The sequence below is a fragment of the Clostridium sp. MCC344 genome, assembly GCF_018785365.1.
Taxonomy (GTDB): Bacteria; Bacillota; Clostridia; order Lachnospirales; family Lachnospiraceae; genus Pilosibacter.
The window spans coordinates 1-7,396 of record NZ_WQPQ01000036.1; the positions used below are offsets into that span (position 1 = coordinate 1).

The window sequence follows — 7,396 nt, forward strand, 5'->3', positions numbered from 1 at the left end:
TATAGAATGGGTAATAGTCCCGCAAATTGATAATAGCCATATTGACCTCCGTTTCGGTTGTTGGTTGACGAGTGACCGAAACGAAGGCGGCGGGGAGCGGCACCGGGGAATGACTTCGGGCCAACCTGACCCGAAGCAGCCCCATAAGAACACAAAAGCGCCCGGGCGGCATGAAGCCACACGGACGCATGAAATTACACATTCATTTATGTATTGTCTGATTTCACATTCATAACCAGACTGTCCCGGAGGGGGAGCTACGCTTTTTTTAGCTGGTGCAGATCATGGGTACTGTGAAAAAAGACAAAAATAGACACGGCGGCAATCCTCCTTATATGCCGCCGTGGATTTACACGGTATTAGGTCGTCGTTGGTTTAAGGTAGACGAAAAGAAACGGCGGCTCTGAAAATCAAAGCCGCCGTTTCAAATGGGCGTGTCAAATTGTCTGCTCTACGACGGCTTTTTTCTTTTGCCGTCGTGCGGCAGATCATTTCAATATTCGGTTGAAGTATCGTTATTCGGTGTTAAGTTCTACTAATACAACCTCTGGACGATTATTAAATCGGAATGGAATAATACTATTTCCAAGGCCGCGGCTAACAACCATATTTGTCTTTCCGTCTGTATAAAGGCCGGAATCATATTTAGGAAACAGCCCTTGATTGGGGGCAACGAGCCCCCCAATAAAAGGTAATCGAAACTGCCCTCCGTGTGCATGACCACATAAAACCAAATCAACACCACAGCATACATAGGTTTCAAATAACTCTGGCCGATGTGATAGCAGTATAGTGTAACTGTTTTCGTCATCAATAAGGCTATTCAATTTTGTGTTGACCATGGCTGGCGCTTCATTAAACATATCGCCCTTAATCGTAAAGTCAGAATCAGAAAGCCCGATAAGGGTAATCATTTCGTTGTTATGCACTAACTGTATTGCTTCATCTTCAAGGACAGTTACGCCAGACGCTTCAAGCCCTGTTTTGAATTGATCATAATGTGAGAAGTTAGCTTCGTGGTTTCCAGTTACAAAGTAGACAGGGGCTATTTGAACAGCTTGTTTTATAAAATCAAACGCAATCTCAATGTCTGTATGTCCAGCATCGATTAAATCTCCAGTTATCACAATAATATCCGGTTCGTGTTCAGACAGCAATTCTATCAATTCTGTATTGCTTTCTCCAAATTCAGCATTATGCAAGTCGGACACTTGTGCAATCCGAAAATTAGAAAAGGCAGATGCTATGCGATCGCTGGAGATATTAACCATACTTACCATCAATGCTGAATTGCCCCATATAGTATAGATTATCAAAACCAGCAGTATAGTTGTTAATACACAAATCTTCACCAATACTCTGGTGGAAAGGATTTTTTTCATTTTTTCCTCTCTTTCATCAACTTAATTATAAAAAAATCAGCTTACAAACAGGTGAATTTCAACTTACGAATTTGTAAGACAAAAGTGGGCGGCTTCTAAAGCCACCCGCTTCAAAAGTAGAATTACTGTGCGCTGATTGTATCAACAATGGACATATTGCGTATTCTCTTGATTGGCCCATGCACAGCCAGAATTACAGAGCTTACGACAATCAACAGAATAACAGCTACCTCTGGTAATGGAGGAGTCCAAGCATCCCCCCATCTATAACTTATCAACATTCCAAACAATAGCTTGTTACAAAACAGTCCCAACACCGTACCAACTACACCGCCGATTATGGTATAGGTGAAGGCTTCTGCAACAATCATTTTACTTAGCTGTCCCATGCTAACGCCGATAGCACGGAAAGCGCCATACTGTTTCAACCGTGCAGACACACTCATGGAAATACTATTGATTATGTTAAAAATTGTAATCATTGCAATTAGGACGAGGAATCCATAGATGAACAGCCAAAAACAATAGTAAGTTCCCATGGTACTGCTGTTACCCATGCGTTCATCAGCGAAAGTAAATGAGGAATCTACCATTTGGCGGATCACATAAACATCTTCGTCTGTTGTGCCTTTCACTAACTGCACATCAATAACCGTATATTTCGACTCGCCAGTAATTTGTTCAAATGTATCCTCTGAACAAATAATTGTTCCAACACCGGCGGCACTGTAAAACGGACAGTCGGACAACATTCCCACGATTTGGATTTCTTTACTTTGTCCGTTTGTATTCAACGATACAGTATCGCCTATTTGTATTGTGTTCTGCGAATTATAAACAATTAAGCCCGTCCCTAAATCAGTTTGCACAGATTCCAGAGAACCCTCTAATAAATAGTCCTTTGCCCAATCAAATTGATACTGCTCATAAGAGATTAAATCCATCTTTTTTTCAATACCGTTTGTGACAGACGGAACCTCGTATGCAAATTTTCTTCCATACGCTAAATCCACAACAGGATTTTCCTTTAGATCATCAAGTAATGCTTTGTCAATAGCACAGGCGTTATCAGGGCTTATGATAGATAAATCTGCTGTCCAAGGTTGGAGCGGTGTTAAGGTATGCTGCATGAACTCAACTGTTACAGAGAATGAAAGGAAAAGGATAATACTGAGAGCAAATGAGCTTGTCATCAAAAACAGATTTTTCCGATTTGCTTTTGCATGATAAATTCCAAGTGCTGTATCAATCTTAAGCAGTTGTGTATTAGCAGCATTTCTTGCAGGCTCCAAGTCGTTTGCATTACCGGAAACCGCTGCCAACGGAGATACTTTTGCTGCTTTCTTTGCCGGAGAATAGGCAGCGAACAAAACCGTTACCAAGCCCACAACGATTCCTGCAAGAATACTTGGTACGCTAAATCCGAATGTAGACATCGCTTTGAAAAATTCCGGACTTAGGAAACGCAAAATCGCACATAAGACCCAAATGACAACTATACCGATGGAAATACCCACAGGGATTGCCAAACGGCACCAACCAAGCGCCTCTTTCCGTACTAAGCGCATAATCTGTTTTGGTGTTGCACCGATACAGCGCATAAGGCCGAAAAATTCGGTACGCTGGGCTACATTGCTGTTCAGGCTGCTTGCAATCATCATAATACCAGCTAACATTACCAGTACAAACAATACAGCCGCAGCCAAGTAAACCTGTAACAAAAAGGGAACGCGGCTTTGTCCAAGCAATCCAAGCAGATTGTTGTTGGAAGATATTTGTTCATTCGATAAATTGCATTGTTCTTTCAAATCTGCAATTTTCCCTTGTATATTTCTTGTGTTTGCAAATTGAGTAAAAAACATAATGCCGTAATCATTCGGCTCCCCGTCTGATACATTCGGATAAATCGCGCAGTAATCCTCTGTGTTCAAAATGATGCCGTAGGAGTCGCCACTCATGATCGAGGCGGTATTATTCATAAATCCTGATATGGTAAAATTCAGTTTATCGCCATCAGGAGTTTCTACGGCAATGGGATCACCAATCGCAACACCCATTATCTGCTTTGCATTTTCAGTCACCAACGCTTCATTACTTGTCTGTGGAAAAACACCTTCTTCAAGTTGGTCAGTCCAGATTTCAGTTATATAGCTTTCATCACAACCGCATATCGCTACATCTTTTCCACCCAAAGTGTAGCCTAAATCTCCACGATAATTGAGTACGCCATACGGTGAAAATACTTCAATATCAGGGCGTGAAGCAATAATTGCTGCTTCTTCATTGCTGATATTCTTAATGGCAATATGCCAATTCCCAGACTCCTGCTGTGCCTGCAAAATCTGGCTGCGGATGAACATATCTGCCATTCCAAAAATAGTTGTAACCAGAAATACCGCCAGCACAATGCAGAAAATAGACATTCTGCTTTGCTTCTTGTGGATTTTTGCGGATATGGGAACAAGGTCAAGATAATGCTTCATTTGTTTTTCCTCCCAAATCCGTCAAAACGCCATCTGATACCCGGAACACCCGATCAACGGATGCAGTCAAATCCTTATTGTGGGTAATCATCAGGATTGTTTGCTGATAGCGACGGGACGCCTGCGTAAGCAGGGCGATAACATCCTGACTATTCTTGCTGTCCAGATTGCCAGTAGGTTCATCTGCCAGAATCAGTTTGGGCTTTGTGATTAACGCCCGGCCAATGGCAACACGCTGCTGCTGTCCGCCGGATAGTTGGCTCGGCAGGTGATGTCGACGCTCGGTAAGTCCCAAGAGTTCCAAAATTTCTTCTACTGCTGCCGGGTCTGGTTTGCGATAGTCCAAAAGAAGCGGAAACATGATATTCTGCTCCACATTCAGCTCGGAAACCAACTGAAAGGATTGGAAGATAAAGCCGATATTACGACGGCGGAAAATCGTGCGCTGTTCCTCTTTCATGGAAAACAGGTCTTGTTCATCAATCCAAATGTGGCCGGAAGTAGGGGTATCCAAAGCTCCAATACAGTTCAGTAATGTGCTTTTGCCAGAACCGGATTCACCCACAACGGCAGCAAATTCGCCTTTATCCAGGGAGAAGGAAACCTTCTTCAACGCTTCGACTTTCGCCTCACCCTTGCCATAAGTTTTACATAAATCTTGTACTTTTAATATTTCCATAGTCATCAGTACCTCCTTTCTCAAAAGGATAGCAAAAACAGCTTACAAGCAGGTGAATTTGACCTTACAGATCCGTAAGGAAAGATAGTGTAAACAGCGTACCTTTTCCGACTTCACTTTGTACGGAGATAACACCGTTTTGACCCTCAATAATGGACTTGGCAAGGGGAAGCCCCAGCCCGATTCCTTGTGTATCAAGGGAATGTTTGCTGCGATAAAAGCGTTTAAAGATATGGTAAATATCTTCCGGGACTATGCCGTTACCATTATCAGAAATAAAAATCCGAAACATAGCAGGAGTGCGCTCCCATGTAATACGGACAATACCGCCAGCTTGCGTGTGATCCAGTGCATTTTTTACAATGTTTCCAATCGCTTCACCTGTCCATTCCATGTCACAAATAAGCTGCTGTTCACCATCGCCATCTATCTGAATCTGCTTGCTTTCGCTTTTAGCCCTGGTGGTTAGGTCATTGACTGAATGAGCTATCAGCTCGGACACACGGCAACTTTTTTTCTCAAAAATGATGTTTCCCGTATCCAGTCGGGTTATCTTCAACATGGATAAGATTAACTGCTCCATACGCTTTAGAGAAATACCCATCTTCGCCGCAAACTGTTTGACCGTTTCTGCATTTTCTGGCTCACTTTCAATGATCTCCTGATACATAGTGAGGGCTGCCAGAGGCGTTTTGAGCTGGTGAGATATATCGGATATGGTGTCTTTCAAAAACTCTTTTGCTTTACGTTCTGTTTCATTTTTGGATTGGAGCATAGTTGCAAGCTGTTCTATCGAAGAAAACACTTGGTAGATAGCCCCCTCATAATTCTGCGGTAAATGACAAGAGTAATCCCCGTTGATGTAATTTAGCAATATTCTGTCGACCTGTTGATACAATCGCTTCCTTTTCCAGAAAAAAATAAATATTCCTATGGCAAGCACAAAGAGAAAAAATAGCACAGTGCATAGCATGGCGCAGAAAGCGGAACGCTGAAATTGATTGAAATAAGGCCGCATACTGCTTTCTGACTGTTTTCCCAAACCCGCAGCCGCTAATAATGACCTACCATCGTCGCTGATGTCTGTGTTCGTAAAGGCAACTGCAACCACTTCTTTCGGAACACCCTGTTCCAAAAGTGAGGATGAAACCGCTTCATCATGTTTGAGCCATAGGACTTCCGCATCGTTCACCTGATAAATAGTCAAAACGGTTGCTGTACCTACAAACAGCAGAGCAAACAAAGTCAAAAATAGCAGGAACCCTTTAATCTGTCTATCTTGGTACAAACTCATATAGACACCTCTTTCCATTGGTAGCCGAACCCACGAATGGTTATAAGGTGTTCTGGATGGGACGGATTGGTTTCCACTTTTTCACGAAGCCGCCGTACATAGACGGACAGGGTATTATCATCAACAAAATTTCCTGTATCATCCCACAGCTCATTTAGAATGATGTCCCTTGTCACAACGCGATTTGCGTTTCTTACCAGCAGACAAAGCAAACGATATTCGGCGCTTGTCAAATCCAATGCTTTTCCCTTTAAGGTTGCACGGCTACCCAACAGATCAATGGTAATGTCGCCACATTCCATAGAAGTGTTTTTTTCGCTTTTGGAAACTCCGGCCCGACGCAACAGCGCCCGGATGCGGGAACACAATTCCCCCAGTTTGAAAGGCTTGGTGATATAATCGTCCCCACCGCTATCTAATCCACGAATTATGCTGACTTCTTCATCCGATGCAGTCAGGAATATAATCGGTATCTGCTGATTTTCTTTTCTTACTCTTTCGCATACGTCAAATCCTGTTCCATCTGGCAGAGTAACATCCAAAATCAATAAATCGTATCGGTCGAGTTCGGATAAGTATTGTTTTGCTTCACATACTGTACGGGCAACTTCAACATCAAATTCATTCTTTTTCAAAGAGTAGACCAAGCCATCTATTAGACTGACATCATCCTCCAATAGCAATATTCTATTCATGTTTTAATTCCTTTCCTTGTTTTGTCCTCATATCCACAGGTTTCTCCGCGTCTTTCGGGATCAACCAGATTGTAGCCATCTTCACAGCGCCGGGAATACGGCCACCGGCGCAATAATAGTTTATCCGTCGAGGGGTCACGCCCCACTTTTCGGCAGCCTCTTTCAATGTCATATAGTCCATTTCGCACCTCCACAGGATATATTATTAGGGTTGAGCAAAACGCGCGTTTTGCAAAGTTGAGTCACAATATATAGAGCTCAAATGAGCTGGATAGTACTATTTAATGTATAGCCTTATGAGCAAATCGGAGTTTTGCTCAACCCTATATATTATAGTTCTCTGCCTCGAATAATACAAGTTAGAGCCTACACGGACACGAAATAAAATACTACTTAATGTAAAATTTCATTACATTCTCATAATCCAACCCGAAATGTAGAATGATATAGGGTGATATGAAAATGAACCAAGATGAAAGAAGGTTTGACTTCCACGGCCTCGGGGCGGCTCTCAAACGAGCCAGAGAAGAAAAGGGATGGACACAAGCCTATGTTGCGGAATTAGTAGACCGTGACTCCCGTACCATTATGAATATTGAGAACAAAGGTCAGTATCCCAGCTTCGACCTTTTTGTTAAACTCATTACTATGTTTGACGTTTCAGTTGACCAGTTTATTCATGCGGACGGAGGGGCAAGGTCAAGCTCTTGCAGAAAGCACATTGATGTTCTTCTAAACTCCATGAATGAAAAAGAGCTTGTCGTGATAGAAGCCACAGCCGAAGGCATTAAGAAAGCCAGAGAAACGGAGGTTCCAGAATAAGGGCCTCTGTTTTTTTGCGCCATTTTAGGGGCTGCCGCTAA

Annotated in this window: 7 protein-coding genes; 1 reads left to right on the forward strand and 6 read right to left on the reverse strand. The window is 42.7% G+C overall.

Annotated elements, in window-relative coordinates:
* Window positions 1-515 precede the first annotated feature (515 nt).
* The 6 genes from GPK90_RS10235 to GPK90_RS10260 form a co-directional block, all read right to left on the reverse strand.
* Window positions 516-1,382 carry a metallophosphoesterase gene (locus GPK90_RS10235; protein ID WP_117515725.1) on the reverse strand — a complete coding sequence of 289 codons (867 nt, stop codon included), beginning with the start codon at window positions 1,380-1,382 and terminating at the stop codon, window positions 516-518.
* A gap of 122 nt (window positions 1,383-1,504) precedes the next feature.
* The gene (locus tag GPK90_RS10240; protein WP_215702879.1) at window positions 1,505-3,865 is read right to left on the reverse strand and encodes an ABC transporter permease; all 2,361 of its coding nucleotides are present in this window, start codon (window positions 3,863-3,865) and stop codon (window positions 1,505-1,507) included.
* The gene (locus GPK90_RS10245) at window positions 3,849-4,544 is read right to left on the reverse strand and encodes an ABC transporter ATP-binding protein (RefSeq protein WP_041254460.1); all 696 of its coding nucleotides are present in this window, start codon (window positions 4,542-4,544) and stop codon (window positions 3,849-3,851) included. The genes GPK90_RS10240 and GPK90_RS10245 overlap by 17 nt, the downstream gene beginning before the upstream one ends.
* A gap of 64 nt (window positions 4,545-4,608) precedes the next feature.
* On the reverse strand, window positions 4,609-5,838 hold the full coding sequence (locus tag GPK90_RS10250) for a sensor histidine kinase (RefSeq protein WP_041253889.1): 1,230 nt from the start codon (window positions 5,836-5,838) through the stop codon (window positions 4,609-4,611).
* Complete coding sequence (locus GPK90_RS10255) at window positions 5,835-6,533, reverse strand: response regulator transcription factor (protein ID WP_012741667.1); 699 nt, start codon at window positions 6,531-6,533, stop codon at window positions 5,835-5,837. The genes GPK90_RS10250 and GPK90_RS10255 overlap by 4 nt, the downstream gene beginning before the upstream one ends.
* Entirely contained in the window at window positions 6,526-6,714 is a 189-nt protein-coding gene (locus GPK90_RS10260) for a helix-turn-helix domain-containing protein (RefSeq protein WP_012741668.1), read from the reverse strand. The genes GPK90_RS10255 and GPK90_RS10260 overlap by 8 nt, the downstream gene beginning before the upstream one ends.
* 275 nt (window positions 6,715-6,989) lie before the next feature.
* Here GPK90_RS10260 and GPK90_RS10265 point away from each other — a divergent pair, with 275 nt between their 5' ends.
* Window positions 6,990-7,355 carry a helix-turn-helix transcriptional regulator gene (locus tag GPK90_RS10265; protein ID WP_012741669.1) on the forward strand — a complete coding sequence of 122 codons (366 nt, stop codon included), beginning with the start codon at window positions 6,990-6,992 and terminating at the stop codon, window positions 7,353-7,355.
* The last annotated feature ends 41 nt before the right edge of the window (window positions 7,356-7,396 follow it).

Bases quoted from the DNA above. Each gene is read 5' to 3' on its own strand.
- GPK90_RS10235 (WP_117515725.1), bottom strand. From the start codon at position 1,382: ATGAAAAAAATCCTTTCCACCAGAGTATTGGTGAAGATTTGTGTATTA.
- GPK90_RS10240 (WP_215702879.1), bottom strand. From the start codon at position 3,865: ATGAAGCATTATCTTGACCTTGTTCCCATATCCGCAAAAATCCACAAG.
- GPK90_RS10245 (WP_041254460.1), bottom strand. From the start codon at position 4,544: ATGGAAATATTAAAAGTACAAGATTTATGTAAAACTTATGGCAAGGGT.
- GPK90_RS10250 (WP_041253889.1), bottom strand. From the start codon at position 5,838: ATGAGTTTGTACCAAGATAGACAGATTAAAGGGTTCCTGCTATTTTTG.
- GPK90_RS10255 (WP_012741667.1), bottom strand. From the start codon at position 6,533: ATGAATAGAATATTGCTATTGGAGGATGATGTCAGTCTAATAGATGGC.
- GPK90_RS10260 (WP_012741668.1), bottom strand. From the start codon at position 6,714: ATGGACTATATGACATTGAAAGAGGCTGCCGAAAAGTGGGGCGTGACC.
- GPK90_RS10265 (WP_012741669.1), top strand. From the start codon at position 6,990: ATGAAAATGAACCAAGATGAAAGAAGGTTTGACTTCCACGGCCTCGGG.